The 14,348-nt window shown below is 58.9% G+C and carries 16 protein-coding genes; 7 read left to right on the forward strand and 9 right to left on the reverse strand.

All coding sequences use genetic code 11. The annotated features are described in order from the left end of the window. Positions 1-225: 225 nt before the first annotated feature. The 4 genes from ACIN8IBEIGE_RS18880 to ACIN8IBEIGE_RS18895 are packed head-to-tail and all read right to left on the reverse strand — an operon-like array spanning position 226 to position 1,195. Positions 226-615, reverse strand: coding sequence for a hypothetical protein (locus tag ACIN8IBEIGE_RS18880; RefSeq protein ID WP_160015993.1), 390 nt, complete (start codon positions 613-615; stop codon positions 226-228). After that, on the reverse strand, positions 608-820 hold the full coding sequence (locus ACIN8IBEIGE_RS18885) for a hypothetical protein (protein ID WP_160015994.1): 213 nt from the start codon (positions 818-820) through the stop codon (positions 608-610). Before ACIN8IBEIGE_RS18885 ends, ACIN8IBEIGE_RS18880 begins: the two co-directional genes overlap by 8 nt. Then, positions 810-980 carry an Arc family DNA-binding protein gene (locus tag ACIN8IBEIGE_RS18890; RefSeq protein ID WP_160015995.1) on the reverse strand — a complete coding sequence of 57 codons (171 nt, stop codon included), beginning with the start codon at positions 978-980 and terminating at the stop codon, positions 810-812. The genes ACIN8IBEIGE_RS18885 and ACIN8IBEIGE_RS18890 overlap by 11 nt, the downstream gene beginning before the upstream one ends. 5 nt (positions 981-985) lie before the next feature. Further along, positions 986-1,195, reverse strand: a complete 210-nt coding sequence (locus tag ACIN8IBEIGE_RS18895; protein ID WP_090255323.1) for a hypothetical protein — start codon at positions 1,193-1,195, stop codon at positions 986-988. A gap of 162 nt (positions 1,196-1,357) precedes the next feature. Between ACIN8IBEIGE_RS18895 and ACIN8IBEIGE_RS18900 the strand changes: the two genes are divergently transcribed. Then, positions 1,358-1,597, forward strand: coding sequence for a DNA-binding protein (locus ACIN8IBEIGE_RS18900; RefSeq protein WP_256665232.1), 240 nt, complete (start codon positions 1,358-1,360; stop codon positions 1,595-1,597). Between the two features lie 151 nt (positions 1,598-1,748). Here ACIN8IBEIGE_RS18900 and ACIN8IBEIGE_RS18905 read toward each other — a convergent pair whose 3' ends face one another. The 3 genes from ACIN8IBEIGE_RS18905 to ACIN8IBEIGE_RS18915 all read right to left on the reverse strand — a co-directional run bounded on the left by ACIN8IBEIGE_RS18905 (position 1,749) and on the right by ACIN8IBEIGE_RS18915 (position 3,986). Continuing rightward, positions 1,749-2,651: a Dam family site-specific DNA-(adenine-N6)-methyltransferase gene (locus ACIN8IBEIGE_RS18905; RefSeq protein WP_160015997.1), complete on the reverse strand. Its 903-nt coding sequence runs from the start codon at positions 2,649-2,651 to the stop codon at positions 1,749-1,751. Next, a complete protein-coding gene (locus tag ACIN8IBEIGE_RS18910; protein WP_160015998.1) occupies positions 2,651-3,493 on the reverse strand; it encodes an EcoRV family type II restriction endonuclease in 843 nt (280 codons plus the stop codon). Before ACIN8IBEIGE_RS18910 ends, ACIN8IBEIGE_RS18905 begins: the two co-directional genes overlap by 1 nt. A gap of 133 nt (positions 3,494-3,626) precedes the next feature. After that, on the reverse strand, positions 3,627-3,986 hold the full coding sequence (locus ACIN8IBEIGE_RS18915) for a hypothetical protein (RefSeq protein WP_160015999.1): 360 nt from the start codon (positions 3,984-3,986) through the stop codon (positions 3,627-3,629). A 634-nt stretch (positions 3,987-4,620) separates the two neighbouring features. On the opposite strand from ACIN8IBEIGE_RS18915, the gene ACIN8IBEIGE_RS18920 reads away from it, so the two are divergent. Both ACIN8IBEIGE_RS18920 and ACIN8IBEIGE_RS18925 read left to right on the forward strand, forming a co-directional pair. After that, positions 4,621-6,285 carry a VRR-NUC domain-containing protein gene (locus ACIN8IBEIGE_RS18920; RefSeq protein ID WP_160016000.1) on the forward strand — a complete coding sequence of 555 codons (1,665 nt, stop codon included), beginning with the start codon at positions 4,621-4,623 and terminating at the stop codon, positions 6,283-6,285. Continuing rightward, on the forward strand, positions 6,282-8,576 hold the full coding sequence (locus ACIN8IBEIGE_RS18925; RefSeq protein WP_160016001.1) for an ATP-dependent DNA helicase: 2,295 nt from the start codon (positions 6,282-6,284) through the stop codon (positions 8,574-8,576). Before ACIN8IBEIGE_RS18920 ends, ACIN8IBEIGE_RS18925 begins: the two co-directional genes overlap by 4 nt. A 13-nt stretch (positions 8,577-8,589) precedes the next feature. Here ACIN8IBEIGE_RS18925 and mnmH read toward each other — a convergent pair whose 3' ends face one another. After that, positions 8,590-9,690, reverse strand: coding sequence for a tRNA 2-selenouridine(34) synthase MnmH (gene mnmH, locus ACIN8IBEIGE_RS18930; RefSeq protein ID WP_160016002.1), 1,101 nt, complete (start codon positions 9,688-9,690; stop codon positions 8,590-8,592). Next, on the reverse strand, positions 9,690-10,724 hold the full coding sequence (gene selD / locus ACIN8IBEIGE_RS18935; RefSeq protein ID WP_160016003.1) for a selenide, water dikinase SelD: 1,035 nt from the start codon (positions 10,722-10,724) through the stop codon (positions 9,690-9,692). The genes mnmH and selD overlap by 1 nt, the downstream gene beginning before the upstream one ends. A gap of 169 nt (positions 10,725-10,893) precedes the next feature. Here selD and ACIN8IBEIGE_RS18940 point away from each other — a divergent pair, with 169 nt between their 5' ends. From ACIN8IBEIGE_RS18940 to phnE, 4 genes are read left to right on the forward strand one after another with little or no spacing between them, the layout of a single operon-like run. Then, entirely contained in the window at positions 10,894-11,745 is an 852-nt protein-coding gene (locus ACIN8IBEIGE_RS18940) for a putative selenate ABC transporter substrate-binding protein (protein ID WP_160016004.1), read from the forward strand. Next, on the forward strand, positions 11,742-12,539 hold the full coding sequence (locus ACIN8IBEIGE_RS18945; RefSeq protein WP_160016005.1) for a phosphonate ABC transporter ATP-binding protein: 798 nt from the start codon (positions 11,742-11,744) through the stop codon (positions 12,537-12,539). Before ACIN8IBEIGE_RS18940 ends, ACIN8IBEIGE_RS18945 begins: the two co-directional genes overlap by 4 nt. Next, on the forward strand, positions 12,533-13,360 hold the full coding sequence (locus tag ACIN8IBEIGE_RS18950) for an ABC transporter permease (RefSeq protein WP_160016006.1): 828 nt from the start codon (positions 12,533-12,535) through the stop codon (positions 13,358-13,360). Before ACIN8IBEIGE_RS18945 ends, ACIN8IBEIGE_RS18950 begins: the two co-directional genes overlap by 7 nt. Then, the gene (gene phnE / locus ACIN8IBEIGE_RS18955) at positions 13,357-14,124 is read left to right on the forward strand and encodes a phosphonate ABC transporter, permease protein PhnE (protein WP_160016007.1); all 768 of its coding nucleotides are present in this window, start codon (positions 13,357-13,359) and stop codon (positions 14,122-14,124) included. The genes ACIN8IBEIGE_RS18950 and phnE overlap by 4 nt, the downstream gene beginning before the upstream one ends. Positions 14,125-14,348: the final 224 nt, after the last annotated feature.

Consider the following 14,348-nt stretch of genomic DNA (forward strand, 5'->3'; position numbering starts at 1 on the left):
GGCGACCCAGCTGCACCAGGCTGTGAGCAGAATCAGTAACAGGAGAGTTTGCAGGTGGGGGCGCTCAGCACTTCGCGGGGCGGCTGGGGGCGCGGTATGGCCGAAGGTGAAGCACACCAAGGGCGCTGCCCTTGTCATCCCGCTCTTGCCGCCGAGGGCTCGGGAGCATGGGGTGGAGAAGCTACCCCATACTCCCGCTGATAGGCTGTTCATAGGCACACCGCGTCAAGGGTGCGCTGCGCCCGTGCTTCCGTTCGCCGGAACGGTGGAGCTGTTCCGACGAGCCGGGAGCGCGGCCCTTGACCCTGCCTGGTTAGGGTGGGCAATACGGCCCAGTACGTTGCCGGAACCATGCCGGTCGCGGTGCCGTATTACCCGAATGGTGCGGATGTCTGCGAAGTACATTTCATCGGGGCTGGGGCGCGCGTTGGCGAAGTTGACCACCATGAAATAAGCCTGGTTACAGTACCCCTCAATCGGCAGCACTACACCGACGATATGTACGCAGTACCAGACCGTTTCCGGCTCATCTTCCCAGTACATTTCCATCAGGACGGTCTTATCGAGATAAGACGCCGCCGTAGCTACGTCGACAGCTGGGTAGAGGCTAGACATGGCTGTAGTCCCCCTCTTGGAAGGTGGTCTTACCCTTGAGCAGGTCGTCACGCAGGCGGGCCAGATTGACCATGCGGAAGTCGGCTAGCCGCATGCTCGGGACGGTGCCGTTGTCCACCCAGTCGATAGCCTCTTCGATGGATATGCCGCTCATCTCGGCGAAGGTCTTCACGCTGCACAGGTCTAGGCTGTCGTCACTGATCATGAGGTTTCTCCTGCAGGGGCTGTTCCTTGGCAAAGCTGGCTTCCAAGCGCACGACCATTTCGGCGTTCATAGAGCGGCGGGTAGCCTGGGCGGCTTGTTCGATCTGGAGGCGCAGTGCGGGAGGCACACGCAGCTTGAATTGCGGATCTGTTCGGCTCATGTGCCTTACTCCTCATCAAGCAGCTGTTGCACCAGCCGCACGACGTTAACCATGGTGCGTTTGCCCACCTTCTTCGAAGGCAGGTAGCCGCGTTCCACCCAGGTGCGGACAACAATTGGCTCATCGCCCATGCCGATCCACTCGGCGAACTTTGGCCAGGGCATCAGAGGTGGCGCACCGTGCAGCTTTTGAGGGTCAAGTCCTTCCGTATCCATAAGCTTTAATCCACTATATTCAGCATTAATCCGAGAATCAGTCGGAGCAATATTTTCTCTCGGGGCAAATATATCCCCACAGCGATCCACAGGGCAACAGTTGCCCCCGAACAAAGTGAAATTGTTTTCTATATGACAAGCTCAGCCGATAGAGCACGCTTATTGATTAAGAAGCTGGGGCCGAAGAAAGCCAGCGAAATGGGGAATGGCGATCACGATCGCTGGAAGAGCGTGAGTAAAGGCGCGGTAAGGGTCAGCACGGATGAGATAGATGTGCTGGTTAAGGTCTACCCGCAATACGCACTGTGGCTATCAAGCGGTCAGATCGCCCCAGAAATCGGGCAAACCAGCCCTGACTACGACGAAGCCAACCGAAACTTGAGCCAACCCAACGCGGGATAGCGATCACCCAGGAAGTGACTAGACGCTGGTATGCCCGAGCACATGGAGCCAAGTGCGATTAGAAATGATCGGAAGGTAACGCCGCGCTCACCGGTAAATTTGGAACGCAGCAGAAAACTTATCCGAGTGCAGCGCTTTGTTATGCGCTTTTTTAGTGAAACTTTGACTCAAGCAGTGTTAGCTGTTCTTGTTTTGCAGCCTCAGGAAACTCATATAGCTTTGTATCAATTGTTGTAACTATTGCTTCCATCATTGGATTTCTATTTTTCTCACTACCGCCAACATGATAAAAGTGCTCCCTGGTGAGAATATTAAACTTATTCCAATGGGATTCTATATATTCATTCTTTCTATAATCATTGTGATGCCATGTCGATAGTATAAAGTCACAACGTGCTTTAGAAAGCTCTTCAAAAAGAGAGACTTCGTGTGACTCATCCCAAGAATTAAAATAGTCTACATGTCGATCTATATACGGAGGATCGCAATAGATGATATCGCCAACATTTGCCTCTAAAATAGTCTGATCAAAAGATTGGCACTTGAAATCAAAATCTTTAGCAGCGATTACTTTGCCAACACTTGACACTTGATTTACAATTTTAGTGACATATGCTTGAGCAAAACGGTTTGGCTTTTTACAGAATGGAATATTAAAACCTCCTTTCCGGTTAAATCTAATCATCCCATTAAAGCCTGATCGATTTACAAAAAGGAAATCTAAAGGGTTGTGGCTTTCATTAAATCGTTCCCTAACGCTGTAATAATGCTCATCCCCCTTCTCTAGAAGCAATGCACCCTCTTTAACTAGATAGCTTCTGACTATTTCAGGTGTAATTTCTCCTGACTTAATAGCAGAATAGAAATTAATTAGGTGAGGATTTGTATCGCACATCAAAGCTTTATCTGGCGCCACATTGAAAGCAACTACGCCTGTCCCCATAAAGGGCTCAATCCACCGCCCCCTAAATTCTTCTGAAACTAGACTTTTGATCCAAGGAACTAACTTTGTCTTAATTCCTTGCGATTTAATAGGTGGCACCGAAACCTTCATTACTTAACCTTCTTAGGTGTGCCATTGTGTTTTGGCACGATTAAAGATGCATCGCCTTTTCTGTATGCGACATACTCTTTGAGACTTGTGATTTTCTTAGTCCCGCCTTTACCATCAGGAACCGTTATCTTTTTGTAGTTCATCCAATAATCATCAAACCACTGTTCTCCGAGCTTGGAGAACATTCCTTTCCCTTCGAAAATATCAGCAATATTGTTTATACTGCCAATATTTGCTGTGTTTCCACTCCCACTCTTGTCGCTGGCTATTCGCCACTTCTCAGCGACGAAAAAGCTGAAGTTGCCTACCACTGACGTAATAGACGCTAGTGAGTCAACATTGTGTATTTTAGTCTCATCTATATCACGAGAATCAACTCTGTCATATATGATCCCTAAGCAGTAGTGCCCAGAATAGGTCCCATAGGGGAACTGGATGTTTTTTGTGCTAGCCCTATCCTCAAAATATTTACCATGAGACCCCAATGTAAATCCATTACATAAATGTGGCTTGCTTGGCAGACGATATGACGTTTTAAAATCGACTGCGAACCTGACAGAATCATTCTCATTATCAACGAATGATATATCTGGATAGTAGTTCTGATGATCTGCGAGGACTATTTTGTAGCCATGTTTCTCTGAAAGTTCCAAGAGCTTTGGAAAGATATGTATCTCAAGTATTTTTGAAATAATTTTAGTATCCGAGGAAATAGTGTAGACATTCTTATATATGTCTATAAATCCTTTTATTGTCCATTGCCCATCTTCGCTGCTTATATAACCTTGCAAGGTAGTTACAAATTCTTTTAATGCTTTTTCAAAGTCTGACTTCTTACTCACGCAACGATCCTTAAAATTAAAATTATGACGATTCTACTACAAATACGGACACCGCTGGTTGACGCATAACGTTTGGTTAAGGGGCGGGCTTTAGCCCGTCCCAGTGAGCGAAGCGAACGGTTTGAACCATTTGTTAGGCATTTGGCACAAATTTTTGCCATTTGTATTGCCTAACCAAACCTGCCTTTTTTGTTTCAAAGACACGTATGTCATTTACAACCACGTGTTTGAGAAGCCATCCCACGTCCTTTGCTGCTGCCTCAAATGCTTGCGCGTCACTTAGGTTGCTGTGCTTCTCATAGAGCGGCATGAGTGGGGTACCGGACCAATGGGTGTTGTCTCCTCCTACTAGATCGCGCAACGCGAACCACTCATCTGGCCGGTTTTTACACCAGCAATAGACGGCACCCTGCAAGAAAGAAAGTGCCGTTACGCGCTCTATTTCGGAGAGCCCACTTACGGCGTAAAGAGTATTTTCCTTGGTTAGTGACATACATTTCCTTTAGTGCCTAACTATTAATTAGACGACATTGCTGTCGCATACCACACTTGGAAGTGTCTGATAAGGTCCGTGTCATGCTGTAATCCCTATATTTACAAAGATGCACGAATGAAGAACGCGAATCAGATAGGCGAAGAAGCAACACGAAAGGCGACACGTACCAAACCAGCCAAGGCATCGTAATGGCTAGACGCTACTGATCGGCCTCAGAACTGTCTAGCTACCGTGTCGAAAAAGTGTCGAAATTACAGCGAAGAAATGCGGATCAAAGCAGGTATGAGTCAGCTAGAGCCCAGGAATAGCAAGGCTTTGCGGGATAACGCAGGCAGAAAAAGAGGGTTCGATTACCTCGGCGAAAATGAGGGAGTCCCAAAAGTGTCACAGTCACTGCAAGGCAAAGCCGACCAATGCGGGATAGCGCAATTCGTAACCCTCTGATCTACTTGGTTTAGCGGACTACAGCGGCGTATTGCGTGGTGTTTGGAATGGGTTCAAATCCCCCCGGCCCACCAAATAAACATCTAAAGACGTCCACGGACGTCTTTTTTTGTGCCTGAACTTCTGTAAGTTCGGTGCATCAGCGCCCTACCTTCGCGCCTGTTGTTTGTTAGACGCAGGTATCTGTATGCCAACCGCAACCGGCACGCCCATGCAGTCGCAGCTCGATCCGCGCTTCTACTACCTGGCGAATTTTCGTCAGGCCCTCACCTGGCTGCAGGAGCGCTATGCCGATCTGTTGAGTGAAGCCGAGCATGAATTTGTTCGGCAGTTCTTCGCCATGGAAACGCCCGCACAGGCCCTACTGGTGCGCATGATCATGCGCAAGGGCAGCCACTTTCGCCTGAGCAAGTTGAGCTACGAGGAAATCGGTTGTGCTCGTCTGGCGTCAACGTCGCTGCTTGAGGCGGGCTGGGTGCGGCATGACGCCGAACTCTCCCTGGAGGAATTGTTCAAGCTGCTACGCAAGGATGAAGTGCTCCAGCACCTGGCAGGTTCTACCGCCAGAAAGTCGCAGAACAAAGGCGAACTGCTGGCACAACTGACCGAGACGTCCCAGGAGCCGCGCGCCTTTGCGGCCTGGTGCCCTGCAAGTGAGGAGCAGATTGTCTCCTTGACCATTGATGCGCTATGCGAGCGTCTGCGCCTGATGTTCTTCGGCAATCTACGCCAGGACTGGTCCGAGTTCGTTCTCGCCGAGCTCGGTATCTTTCGCTATGAGCGGGTAGAGCTGACGCCCGACTCGCGGGCCTTCCGCCACCGTGCGGATGTGGACTGCTACCTGCATCTGCAGCGTAGCCGTGAACAGTTCGAGGCCGGCGAGCCACTTGCCAGTGTGCTGCAGCAGATCAGCGCAGTCGACTGCGATACACCCTTCCTGGCTGCGCGACGTAACAAGCTGTTATTCCGCATGGGCCAGCAGCTGGAGCGTGAAGCTGACCTGGAGGGTGCGCTGGCTTTCTACACGGACTGCCGTTATGTCGGCGCTCGCCTGCGGCAGATCCGCGTACTGGAGCGCCTGGGCCGCGCAGAAAACGCTTATGAACTGACGCTGCAGGCCATCCAGGCACCGGAAAATGATGCCGAAGCTCAGGCCGTGGAACGCGCGTTAACGCGACTGGCCCGTCAACTTGGGCAACCGCAGCCTGGTAAAGCCAAGCCAATAGCGCCGGCGCGGATTGATCTATGCCTGCCACGTCCCGAGGCGCAGAGTGTCGAGTTCGCCGTCAAAGCCCATCTGCATGAACCGGACGCCCCGGTGCATTACGTCGAGAACAGCCTGATCTGCAGCCTGTTCGGCCTGCTCTGTTGGCAGGCCATCTTCGCGCCAGTGCCAGGGGCGTTCTTCCACCCGTTTCACACCGCCCCGGTTGATCTGTTCAGTGCCGACTTCCATACCCAGCGCAAAGAGTTGTTTGCCAACTGCCTGGCCCACCTCGACTCGGATGCATACAAGCAGGTGATCCGTGACAACTACGCGGCTAAATTCGGCATCCAGTCGCCGTTCGTATTCTGGGCCGCGCTGGACGAAACCTTGCTGGAGCAAGCGCTCGACTGCCTACCCGCCGCACACCTGCGGGCCTGGTTCAAACGCCTGCTGCTGGACATCAAAGCCAACCGCACCGGCATGCCGGACCTGATCCAGTTCTGGCCGGCCGAGCGGCGCTACCGCATGATTGAAGTAAAAGGCCCCGGCGACCGCCTGCAGGACAATCAGCGGCGCTGGCTGGCCTTCTGCGCCGAACACGGCATGCCGGTGGACGTCTGCTACGTGCAATGGGTAGACGCATGAACTATCAGGTCGCGGTGCGCGCGCTGTGCGAGTTCACCGCCAAGGTCGGCGACCTCGACTTGCGCTTTACCCCCTCGCCCACCGCTCAGGAAGGCATGACCGGCCACGCCATCGTGGTCGCCAGACGCGGCCCGACTTACTGCGCCGAATTGCCATTGAGTGGCGTATACCAGGGCCTGCAGGTACGCGGCCGCGCGGACGGTTACGCCCTGGATGAAAACCTGCTGGAGGAGATCAAGACGCACCGGGGCGATATCAGCCGTATCCCGGAAAACCATCGCCTGCTGCATTGGGCCCAGGCCAAAGTCTACGGCTGGCTGCTCTGCCAGGCGCGCGACATGCCAGAGATCAATCTGGCGGTGGTCTACTTCAACGTCATCACCCAGCATGAAACGGCCTTCCACCTGACCGCCACAGCGGATGAGCTGCGTGAGTTTTTCGAGCAGCAATGCAGCCGCTATATCCGCTGGGCCGAGTACGAGCGTGAGCACCGTCGTCAGCGCGATGAGGCACTGGTGCGCCTGCGCTTTCCGCATGCCGAGTTTCGCAGCGGTCAACGCCAGCTGGCCAACCAGGTCTACCGCGCGGCGCGTGACGGTCACTGCCTGATGGCCCAGGCCACCACGGGCATTGGTAAAACCCTCGGCACCCTGTTTCCGCAGCTCAAGGCCTTTCCCGAGCAGCAGCTGGATCGGTTGTTTTTTCTTACCGCAAAAACACCCGGCCGGCGCCTGGCGCTGGATGCGCTGGCCACCCTGCGCAGCCAGGAAGAAGCGATGCCACTACGGGTGCTGGAGCATGTAGCGCGCGACAAGGCCTGCGAACACCCTGACAAAGCCTGCCATGGCGATTCCTGCCCGCTGGCCAAAGGCTTTTACGACCGCTTACCCGCCGCCCGCCAGGCCGCACTCGAAGGCCAATGGCTGAGCCACGACAGCGTACGCGCCACCGCCGTGGCGCATCATGTCTGTCCTTATTACCTGAGCCAGGAGCTGTGCCGCTGGGCCGATGTGGTGGTCTGCGATTACAACTATTACTTCGACATGGGCGGCCTGCTGTATGGCCTCACGCTGCTCAATGAATGGCGCATCACCCTGCTGGTGGACGAAGCGCACAACCTGATCGAGCGGGCGCGCGGCATGTACACCGCCGAGCTCAATCAACAGCGTTTCGAAGCGGTACGGCGCATCGCGCCGAATGTGATGAAGGCCCCGCTGGAGCGTATCAGCCGGCACTGGCGACAGCTGGAACGCGATCAGGAAGTGGCGTATCAGGTGTACCCCACCACGCCGGACCTGTTCGTCATGGCCCTGCAAAAGGCGGTCAGCACACTCACCGATCACCTCAGCGAACAGCCGGCGGGCAATGCCACCGAGCTGCTGCACTTCTACCTGGATGCCATGCTGTTCTGCCGCCTGGCCGAGGCCTTTGGCGCCCACTCGCTGTTCGATATCAGCCGCGACGAGGGCAGCGGTCAGCCGGTGTCCACCCTGTGCATCCGCAATATCGTGCCTGCGCCGTTTCTTGCCCCGCGCTTCGACGAGGCGCACAGCTGCACGCTGTTCTCCGCCACCCTGAGCCCGGCGAACTATTACGCCGACCTGCTCGGCCTGCCGGAGGAAACACCCTGGATCGACGTGGAGTCGCCGTTCAGCGCCGAGCAGCTGCAGGTCCAGGCCGTCAGCAACCTGTCCACCCGCTACGCCCATCGCGACTTCTCGCTGGCCCCCATCGCCGCCCTGATTGCCCGCCAGTACAAGGAGAAACCGGGTAACTACCTGGCCTTCTTCAGCAGTTACACCTACCTGCAGGCCGTGCTGCAGGAGCTGCAGATGGCGCACCCGCAGATCCCGACCTGGCAGCAGTCACGGCAGATGGATGAGAACGAGCGCCAGGCCTTTCTCGATCGGTTCTCCAGTAATGGTCGCGGCATCGGTTTTGCCGTTTTGGGCGGCGCCTTTGGCGAGGGCATCGACCTGCCTGGCGACCGGCTGATCGGCGCCTTTATCGCCACCCTTGGCCTGCCGCAGATCAATCCGGTCAATGAAGAAATCAAACAGCGCATGGAGCTGATGTTCGGCAGCAACAACGGCTACGGCTACACCTACCTCTACCCGGGTTTGCAAAAGGTCGTGCAGGCCGCTGGCCGAGTAATTCGCACGGTCCAGGATCAGGGCGTGGTCTATCTGATTGATGACCGCTTCAACCAGCCGGCGGTCCGCAAACTACTGCCCACCTGGTGGAAGGTTGAGCGCTGCCGTTTGCCGTTACGCAAAACCCCGACTCTCTAGCCGCGCATGCCGTTCAGTGTCGGCCTGACGTGCGCTCCGTCAGGTAGGCGATGACCGCCGCCTGGTCGCCAGCAAACTCGATGCGCGCCGCCTTGCTTTCGCGCTGGTAGGCGTACATCGGGTCGTAGTACTCGCGCAGTAATCCGGCAATCCAGTCGCGGTGCAGTGCAACCGCCCCGCTGCGCTGTCCATCCAGCGCCGTCTGCATTATGGCTAGCAGGCGCTGGTAGCGCTCGCCGCCCAGGCGCTTCTGGATATTGCTCAGGCTTTGCAGCAAGCGTTCGGCGTAGAGTCGAAAGCCCTCCTCCTCACCGTGCAGGGCGATAAATTCGGCGCACAGGTTGACCACGTAATCGCGCAGGATGCGCTCGACGCGGTCCTCGAAGGCATCTTCCAGCCACACCAGCGGGTATCGCTGCATGCCCTGGTACAGCGCCAGCGGCACGGTGCAACTGCCGACCATGCGCCCTTCGTCTTCCAGCACAAACTGCTCGGTGCCACGGGCGCGCTGCTTGAGCAGATCAATGGCCAAACGGTTTTCGAAGTCGATCTGCGCCGGCTGGCCGCTGGCGCGTTTGCCGAAGCTGGAGCCACGGTGGTTGGCGTGGCCTTCCAGATCCAGGCTGTTATCCAGCTGCACCAACACGTCGGTCTTGCCGGTGCCGGTCAGGCCACCGAGGATCACGAAATCGCACTCGGCCACCGCCTGCTGGGTGGTTTCCAGCAGGAAGGTGCGCATCGCCTTGTAGCCGCCGATCACCCGTGGATAGTCGATACCGGCTTCCGCCAGCCATTGCTGGGTGATCTGCGAGCGCAGGCCACCGCGAAAGCAGTACAAATAGCCGTGTGGATTGGCCTTGGCAAACGCCGCCCAGGCCGCAACCCGTTCGGCCTTGACCTGACCGCTGACCAGTTGATGACCGAGTGTGATGGCGGCTTCCTGGCCATGCTGCTTGTAGCAGGTGCCGACCCGCTGACGCTCGCTGTCATCCATCAGCGGCAGGTTGAGCACACCGGGGAAGGCGCCCTTGCTGAACTCGACCGGCGCGCGGGCGTCCATCATCGGCAGATCATTGAGGAAGATGTCGCGGTAGTCGGCAGTGTTGTCGCGCATCAGAGCACCTCTACCGCGTAGCGCTGCCGCGGGGCCAAACGGCCGATGGGTGCCAGGTTCAGGCCCAGCTCGGCGGCCACGGCGAGAAACTCTGCTTCGCCCTCAGGGGTGACCGCAACCAGCAGGCCGCCGCTGGTCTGCGGATCGCACAGCAGGTCACGCTGTGCGTCGCTGATGGACGCAATCTTCTCGCCGTAGCTGTCGAAGTTGCGCAGGGTGCCGCCCGGCACGCAGCCCTCGGCCAGGTAGTAGTCGACCCCCGGCAGGCGCGGCACGGCGGCGTAGTCGAGCTGGGCAGTGAGATTGGCACCATCGGCCATCTCAACCAGGTGGCCGAGCAAGCCGAAACCGGTGACATCGGTCATCGCGGTAACCCCGGCCATCTTGCCGAAGCGCGAACCGGGTTTGTTCAGGGTACACATCCAGTCGCGCGCCAGGCCGACATCCTCGGGACGCAGCTTGGCCTTCTTCTCGGCGGTGGTGAGGATGCCGATGCCCAACGGCTTGCTCAGGTACAACTTGCAGCCGGCTGTGGCGCTGTCGTTGCGCTTCATGTGCTGCTTGTTGACCACGCCGGTGACGGCCAGGCCGAAGATCGGCTCCGGGGCGTCGATAGAATGCCCGCCGGCCAGCGGGATGCCGGCCTCGTCGCACACAGCGCGACCGCCACGAATCACTTCACGAGCCACTTCCGGCGGCAACAGGTTGACCGGCCAGCCGAGGATTGCGATGGCCATCAGCGGATCGCCGCCCATGGCGTAGATATCGCTGATCGCGTTGGTGGCGGCGATGCGGCCGAAGTCATAGGGGTCATCGACAATCGGCATAAAGAAGTCGGTGGTCGACACCACCCCACGCTCGCCGTCCAGGGCATACACCGCTGCATCATCACGCGAGGCATTGCCGACCCACAGCTTGGGGTCGAGGTTCTGCGCGCCGCTGCCGGCGAGGATCACCTCCAGCACCTTGGGCGAAATCTTGCAGCCGCAGCCGGCACCGTGGCTGTACTGGGTCAAACGGATCGGCTCGCTCATCGGCCAGGCTCTCGGCAAATCGGAAACAGGCGCGGATTCTAGCAAAGCTGGCCTTTAACACGGCGCCCCATATAATCGCGCCACGTCGACTACCCTGACTACGCGCAGCCCACTTGTTCTCGTGGCCTGTCATTTCGAACCTTTTCCGCTATTGAACCGGAGAATCTTCATGCTCAAACGTACCCTTGCGCTCGCCGCAGGCTTTGCCCTTTCCCTGTCTACCAACCTGACCCACGCCGCCGAAGTGCTCCGCGTCAGTGCCATTCCTGACGAAGCACCGACCGAACTGCTGCGCAAATTCAAACCGCTGGGCGCCTACCTGGAACAGCAACTGGGTATGAAGGTCGAGTTCACCCCGGTCGCCGACTACCCGGCCGTGGTCGAAGCACTGGCCACCGACCGCCTGGACCTGGCCTGGCTCGGCGGTTTCACCTTCGTGCAAGTGCGCCTGAAGACCGGCAACGCCATTCCGCTGGTACAGCGCGAGCAGGATGCCCAGTTCACCAGCAAGTTCATCACCGCCAACCCGGACGTGACCTCCCTGGCCGACCTCAAGGGCAAGACCTTTGCTTTCGGCTCGGTATCGTCCACCTCCGGCAGCCTGATGCCGCGCTATTTCATGCTGCAGGACGGTATCAAGCCGGAAAGCCACTTCAGCCGCGTCGGCTACTCCGGTGCACATGACGCCACCGCCGCCTGGGTGCAGGCCGGCAAGGTCGATGGTGGCGTGCTCAACGCCAGTGTGTGGGACAAGCTGGTTGCCAGCGGCAAGGTCGATAGCAACAAGGTCAAGGTGTTCGCCACCACCCCGACTTACTACGACTACAACTGGACCGTGCGTGGCACCCTCGACCCGGACCTGGCCGAGAAGATCAAGGCCGCCTTCCTCGCCCTCGACCCGGCCAACCCGGAACACAAGGCGATTCTCGATCTACAGGCCGCCAGCCGCTTTATCGAAACCTCGCCTGAGAACTACAAGGGCATCGAGGACGCTGCGCGCGCCGCCGACCTGCTGAAATGAGCCTGCGCCTGTCCGGCGCCAGCCTCAGCCACGGTAACGGAGTCCACGCCCTGAGCGGCGTGGATTTGCAAATCGCCGCCGGTGAGCGCGTCGCCATCATCGGCCCGTCCGGGGCCGGCAAGTCGAGCCTGCTCAACCTGCTGGCCACTGCCCTGCAACCCAGTGGAGGCGAGCTGCAGGTACTCGGCGAGCAGCCGTGGCAACTGTCCAGCCGCCAGCGCCAACGCCTGCGCGCACGCATCGGCCTGGTGCATCAGGCGCCGCCACTGCCGGCACGCCAGCGCGTCGTGACGGCGGTGCTGGCCGGCAAGCTCGGCCAGTGGGGGTTGGGCAAAAGCCTGCTGAATCTGCTGCACCCGCTGGATATCCCCGGTGCACGCCGTGAGCTGGCCAAGCTGGACCTGGCCGACAAGCTGTTCGCCCAGTGTCAGCAGCTTTCCGGCGGCCAATTGCAGCGCGTCGGCATCGCCCGCGTGCTGTACCAGGCACCGGAGTTGCTGCTGGCCGATGAGCCGGTGTCAGCCATGGATCCGGTGCTGGCCGAACACACCCTCAACGTGTTGTGTCGGCATGCCGAACAGCATGCTGTAACCCTGGTCGCCAGCCTGCATGCGGTGGAGTTGGCCCTGGCGCACTTCCCGCGCATCATCGGCCTGCGCGACGGGCGGATTCTCTTCGACCGCCCTGCCGACGAGGTCGATCAGGCGCAGCTCGACGCCCTGTATGCCAATGAGCAACTGCTCTCGCCGCCCGTGCCCAGCGTGACCCTGAGCCTGCAGATTCCGCGATGCTAAACCGCGACACCCGCGACCCGGCCGCCCTGCCCCGCCTGCTGCTCACCCTGCTGGCGCTGGCCCTGCTATGGCCAGGCATCCAGCTCAGCGAACTGGACCTGGGCGTGCTGCTGCAAGCTGACAGCCAGAGCGAAATGGGCCGTTTCGTCGGTGCCTTCTGGCCGCCGACCCATGACGCGGATTTTCTGCAGTTACTGCTCGACGCCACTCTGCAGACCCTGGCCATCGCCACCGCCGGCATGGCCCTGGCGCTGCTACTGGCTATACCAGCCAGTCTGCTGGCCAGCCGCGCGCTGTCGCTGTCCGCCGCGTCCCGTGGTGGGCGGCCGAAGCCACTGGCGCAACTGCTGCGCTGGCCGGTGCGCGGCCTGCTGATCTTCCTGCGCAGCGTGCCGGAAATCGTCTGGGCCCTGCTGTTCGTCCGCGCCGTCGGCCTCGGCCCCACCGCCGGAGTACTGGCGATCGCCATTACCTACAGCGGCATGCTCGGCAAGGTCTATGCGGAAATCTTCGAGTCGGTCGATCAGCGCCCAGCCCACGCCCTGCTCCAGGCCGGCAGTGGCCGGCTGGCGGCGTTCGCCTACGGCATCCTGCCAAATGCCGCGGCCGAGCTGACCTCCTACACGGTGTACCGCTGGGAATGCGCGATCCGCGCCTCGGTGGTGATGGGCTTTGTCGGCGCCGGCGGCCTGGGCCAGCAGATCGACCTGTCGCTGCGCATGTTCGCCGGCGGTGAAGTGGCCAGCATGCTGCTGACCTTCCTGCTGCTGGTGCTACTGGCCGACCAGCTCAGCCGTGTGCTGCGCGGGAGACCGGCATGAACCGACTGATCAATCTGTTGTTGCTGCTTGGTGTCGGCGCAGCGGTGATCGCTTCATTTATTTACCTGGGCATTGATCTAGTCACGCTGACCAGCGGCGACAGCCTGGGGCAGATGGCCGGCTATGTGCGGCGCTTTCTCAGCCCGGACCTGAGCGCCGAGCACCTGGCGGCCATCAGCCGTGGCGCTCTGGAAACCCTGGCCATGTCAGCCATCGGCACCCTGCTCGCGGCGGTGTTCGGCCTGCTGCTGGCCTTGCCCGCCGCCGGACGTTTCGGCTGGCCGCTGCAGAGCGCCGCGCGTTTGCTGCTGAATGCCCTGCGGGCGATTCCCGAACTGGTCTGGGCCGCGCTGATGGTGCTGGCCGCAGGGCTGGGGCCGAATGCCGGCACCCTGGCCCTGGCCCTGCATACCGCCGGGGTACTCGGCCGGCTGTTTGCCGAAGCGCTGGAAAACACCCCCACGGCACCCGCCGAAGCCATTCGCCTGCAGGGCGGCAGTCAGGTCGCGGCGTTCTGCTACGGCACCCTGCCCAACCTGTGGCCGCAACTGTTGGCCTACTGCCTGTACCGCTGGGAAAACAATATCCGCATGGCTAGCGTGCTGGGTTTCGTCGGCGCTGGCGGCCTGGGGCAGATGCTCTATGTCAGCCTCAGCCTGTTTCAGGAAGCCCAAGCCAGTACGGTGATCATCACCATGTTGCTGCTGGTATTGGGTGTCGATGCATTAAGCAGCTGGAGTCGGCAGCGCTGGATTCGCGCCTGATTTCGAGTGGGGAATGTGGCGGGCGGCCGATGTGGAACGGAGCGGGTAGCTCCGTTCCTGCGCCGCCGGGTAGGCGAGCGCAGCGCATCGAAATGCCAGAGGGGAAGAAACGCATCGTACCGGGTGGGTAACCCTCCATTTCCGGATGTACGACGGGCGCTGCAATGCAGCATCAGGTACCTGGGCAAGGTGCCTGGGGGTGGAGCCGGTGTTGCCAACCCCCC

Source organism: Pseudomonas sp. 8BK (assembly GCF_902506475.1).
GTDB lineage: Bacteria > Pseudomonadota > Gammaproteobacteria > Pseudomonadales > Pseudomonadaceae > Aquipseudomonas > Aquipseudomonas anguilliseptica.

What these genes read in the sequence shown, in the direction of transcription:
- ACIN8IBEIGE_RS18880 (WP_160015993.1), bottom strand. Translation starts at nt 615, where the DNA reads ATGTCTAGCCTCTACCCAGCTGTCGACGTAGCTACGGCGGCGTCTTAT.
- ACIN8IBEIGE_RS18885 (WP_160015994.1), bottom strand. Translation starts at nt 820, where the DNA reads ATGATCAGTGACGACAGCCTAGACCTGTGCAGCGTGAAGACCTTCGCC.
- ACIN8IBEIGE_RS18890 (WP_160015995.1), bottom strand. Translation starts at nt 980, where the DNA reads ATGAGCCGAACAGATCCGCAATTCAAGCTGCGTGTGCCTCCCGCACTG.
- ACIN8IBEIGE_RS18895 (WP_090255323.1), bottom strand. Translation starts at nt 1,195, where the DNA reads ATGGATACGGAAGGACTTGACCCTCAAAAGCTGCACGGTGCGCCACCT.
- ACIN8IBEIGE_RS18905 (WP_160015997.1), bottom strand. Translation starts at nt 2,651, where the DNA reads ATGAAGGTTTCGGTGCCACCTATTAAATCGCAAGGAATTAAGACAAAG.
- ACIN8IBEIGE_RS18915 (WP_160015999.1), bottom strand. Translation starts at nt 3,986, where the DNA reads ATGTCACTAACCAAGGAAAATACTCTTTACGCCGTAAGTGGGCTCTCC.
- ACIN8IBEIGE_RS18920 (WP_160016000.1), top strand. Translation starts at nt 4,621, where the DNA reads ATGCCAACCGCAACCGGCACGCCCATGCAGTCGCAGCTCGATCCGCGC.
- ACIN8IBEIGE_RS18925 (WP_160016001.1), top strand. Translation starts at nt 6,282, where the DNA reads ATGAACTATCAGGTCGCGGTGCGCGCGCTGTGCGAGTTCACCGCCAAG.
- mnmH (WP_160016002.1), bottom strand. Translation starts at nt 9,690, where the DNA reads ATGCGCGACAACACTGCCGACTACCGCGACATCTTCCTCAATGATCTG.
- selD (WP_160016003.1), bottom strand. Translation starts at nt 10,724, where the DNA reads ATGAGCGAGCCGATCCGTTTGACCCAGTACAGCCACGGTGCCGGCTGC.
- ACIN8IBEIGE_RS18940 (WP_160016004.1), top strand. Translation starts at nt 10,894, where the DNA reads ATGCTCAAACGTACCCTTGCGCTCGCCGCAGGCTTTGCCCTTTCCCTG.
- ACIN8IBEIGE_RS18945 (WP_160016005.1), top strand. Translation starts at nt 11,742, where the DNA reads ATGAGCCTGCGCCTGTCCGGCGCCAGCCTCAGCCACGGTAACGGAGTC.
- ACIN8IBEIGE_RS18950 (WP_160016006.1), top strand. Translation starts at nt 12,533, where the DNA reads ATGCTAAACCGCGACACCCGCGACCCGGCCGCCCTGCCCCGCCTGCTG.
- phnE (WP_160016007.1), top strand. Translation starts at nt 13,357, where the DNA reads ATGAACCGACTGATCAATCTGTTGTTGCTGCTTGGTGTCGGCGCAGCG.